This window comes from Subtercola sp. YIM 133946 (assembly GCF_036553535.1).
In the GTDB taxonomy this organism is placed as follows: domain Bacteria; phylum Actinomycetota; class Actinomycetes; order Actinomycetales; family Microbacteriaceae; genus Subtercola.
Window position 1 is genome coordinate 1 of sequence record NZ_JAZHPE010000048.1, and the last position, 2,800, is coordinate 2,800.

Here is a 2,800-nt window from a genome sequence, read left to right on the forward strand (position 1 = left end):
ACATCCTTCCAGCGAGAACAAAATTCTCACACGGTAGGAGTCAACTAAACCGTCAGCAGTCCCTTTGGGCCGACAATGACTGTTAGTCCATCCGAGACTTCCAAAGCTTCACCTGAGTGAAGCTTGATTCTCTCGAGGACGATCGAATCTGCTAGAGAGGATTGCGCCACAGTTCAGTCTCCCAGAATTTGAAGGCAACGTCGTGATCACCCATCGCACCTGCAGATGGTTTGTCGATATGGGCCGCATTCATCGGTCTATTGTCGCGTAACGGCCAGATCCGACCAGCAGACGAGGGAGGCGCTGTCAGCTCGACGCGAGCCCGACCAAGCCTCGATGCGGATCGGCTGACAACATCAGCACCGCTCCCTCGTCCATCTCGCTGAGGTGCTCAGCGCACACCGCGTAGATCAGTTGCAGACCGGCCTCGCGCACTTCGATCTCTTCGGCCGCCGCACTCCCACAGCGGTCGACCATGCACTTGTTCATGCGCTAAACGTAACCAGCCGAAGGCGCCGGGTGCGGTAGCCACACTGATGACGCGTCGACGACAGGCGGCAGGCCGCCGATCAGGCTCGGGATGCGGCGCTGGCCGTGGAGCCGCGGGGAACGAACTCGGTCTCGAGGGGGCTGCGGGCCTCGGGCGGGGCGCCGGCGAGGTCGGCCAGCAGGGCGCGCACGGCCTCGTCGCCGAGGGAGTCGAGGGGGGTGCGGATGGTGGTGATGGGGGGCGAGGTGAAGTCTGAACCGAAGATGTCGTCGAAACCGATGATGCTGAGGGTGCCGGGCACGTCGATCGACGCCTCACGACAGGCCTGCAGCAGGCCGATCGCGACGAGGTCGTTGTAGGCGAAGACGGCGGTGACGGCCGCGGCCGCGTGTTCGTGTGTGGGCGCAGTGCGTGCCCCGGGAGTCTCGGCCGGGAGGGCGGATGCGGCGGTGGCAGAGGGGTCGACGAGGCCGGCGGCGAGGAGGGACGGGAGGGCGGCGCGGCCCCCGTCGACGGTGGGGGTGGTCGTGGCTAGCTCGATGGCCGCGAGGCCCCGTGCGGCGGATTCCGCGCGGATGGTCTGCCAGCGCAGATCGCTCATCCACGAGGTCGACGGCCCGGGCAGGTAGGCGATGCGACGATGACCGAGGGCGCGCAGATGGTCGAGCGACGAACGGATGCCCGAACCGACGTCGGCGACGAGGCCGGGCAGCCCGGGCATCCGTCTGTTCACCAGGATGACCGGCTTGCGCTCAGCGAGGGCCAGCAGTCGCGGCTCGTCGAGGCGCGAGGCGACGAGCACCAGTCCGTCGACCGAGACGAGCAGGCGGCTCGCGATCTCGGCCTCGCGGTCGGCGGTCTCCTGCGACTCGGCGAGCACGAGGGTGTAGCCGGCGTCGGCCGCTGCGCGCTCAGCGCCTCTGACCAGGCCGAAGTACACCGGGTTGGTGATGTCGGAGACGATCAGCGCGAGGGTGCCGGTGCGTCGGGTGGGCAGCGACCGGGCCATGGGGTTGAGCTGGTAGCCCAGCTCGGCCGCTCCGTCGCGGATGCGTTGCTCTGTGGCGGCGTTGATGCGTCCGGGTTTGTTGAGGGCGCGCGACACCGTCGAGGGGCTGACGCCGAGGTGGCGGGCGACGTCGTAGATGGTGGCGGGCGGCTTGCGGGCTCCGCGTCGGTCTGCGGCGGGGTCGCCGGTGTCTGCGGGGCCGCTCACCAGTCGTGCACGGTTCCGTCGGCGAGGCGGTTGAAGGGCAGGTAGGCCTGCGCGTAGGGGTACTTACCGGCCTCGTCGACGTTCAGTTCGACGCCGATGCCGGGCTGCTCGCCCGGGTGCAGGTAGCCGTCGGCGAAGGTGAACGACTGCTCGAACACCTGGTCGGTCTTGGCGCCGTGCTTCATGTACTCCTGGATGCCGAAGTTGTGGATGGCCAGGCCGAGGTGCATCGCGGCCGCCATGCCCACCGGCGAGACATCCGTCGGCCCGTGCATGCCCGACTTGATCTGGTACTGCGAGGCGTACTCGAGCACCTTCTTGAGGTGCGTGATGCCGCCCGTGTGGGTGACTGCGCTGCGCACGTAGTCGATGAGTTGTTCGCGGATGATCTGCTGGTAGTCCCAGATCGTGTTGAAGATCTCGCCGATCGCCAGTGGCGTCGTGGTGTGCTGCCGCACGAGCCGCAGCGCCTCGGGGTTCTCGGCCGGGGTGCAGTCTTCGAGCCAGAACAGGTCGAACGGCTCGAGCGATTTGCCCAGCTGCGCGGCTTGGATGGGCGTCATACGGTGGTGCCCATCGTGCAGCAGCGGCAGCTCGGGCCCGAACTCGTTGCGCACCGCCTCGAACACGGTCGGCACGTGCCGCAGGTAGCTGCGCGTGTCCCAGTCCTCCTCGGCGGGCAGGGCGCCGCGCTGGGCGGGCTCGTGGTCGTAGCGGGTGCCCTTGTTCGCTTCGAACGTGGCGTTCGAGGCGATGCCGTAGATCGACTTCAGCCCGGGCACACCGGTCTGCACCCTGATCGCCCGGTAGCCCTGCTGCTGGTGGTCGCGGATCGAGTCGAAGAGCTCGTCATTCGACTTTCCTGAGGCGTGTCCGTAGGCGAGCAGCCCGGTTCGGGATGCCCCACCGAGCAACTGGTACAACGGCATGCCCGCCGCCTTCGCCTTGATGTCCCACAGGGCGACGTCGACCGCGGCGATGGCGGCCATCGTGACCGGGCCGCGGCGCCAGTAGGCACTGCGGTACAAGAACTGCCAGGTGTCTTCGATGCGGCTCGCGTCACGCCCGATGAGGAGTTGGGCGACGTGGTCGCG

General features: G+C 67.6%; 3 protein-coding genes. All 3 read right to left on the reverse strand.

Annotated elements, in window-relative coordinates; translation table 11 throughout:
* Positions 1–306: 306 nt before the first annotated feature.
* Entirely contained in the window at positions 307–489 is a 183-nt protein-coding gene (locus V3W46_RS16355; protein WP_331784206.1) for a hypothetical protein, read from the reverse strand.
* An 80-nt stretch (positions 490–569) separates the two neighbouring features.
* Positions 570–1,706, reverse strand: coding sequence for a LacI family DNA-binding transcriptional regulator (locus tag V3W46_RS16360; RefSeq protein WP_331784207.1), 1,137 nt, complete (start codon positions 1,704–1,706; stop codon positions 570–572).
* A partial coding sequence (gene manD, locus V3W46_RS16365; RefSeq protein ID WP_331784208.1) for a D-mannonate dehydratase ManD occupies positions 1,703–2,800 on the reverse strand: 1,098 nt, incomplete at its 5' end. The genes manD and V3W46_RS16360, both read right to left, overlap by 4 nt.

What these genes read in the sequence shown, in the direction of transcription:
- V3W46_RS16355 (WP_331784206.1), bottom strand. Translation starts at nt 489, where the DNA reads ATGAACAAGTGCATGGTCGACCGCTGTGGGAGTGCGGCGGCCGAAGAG.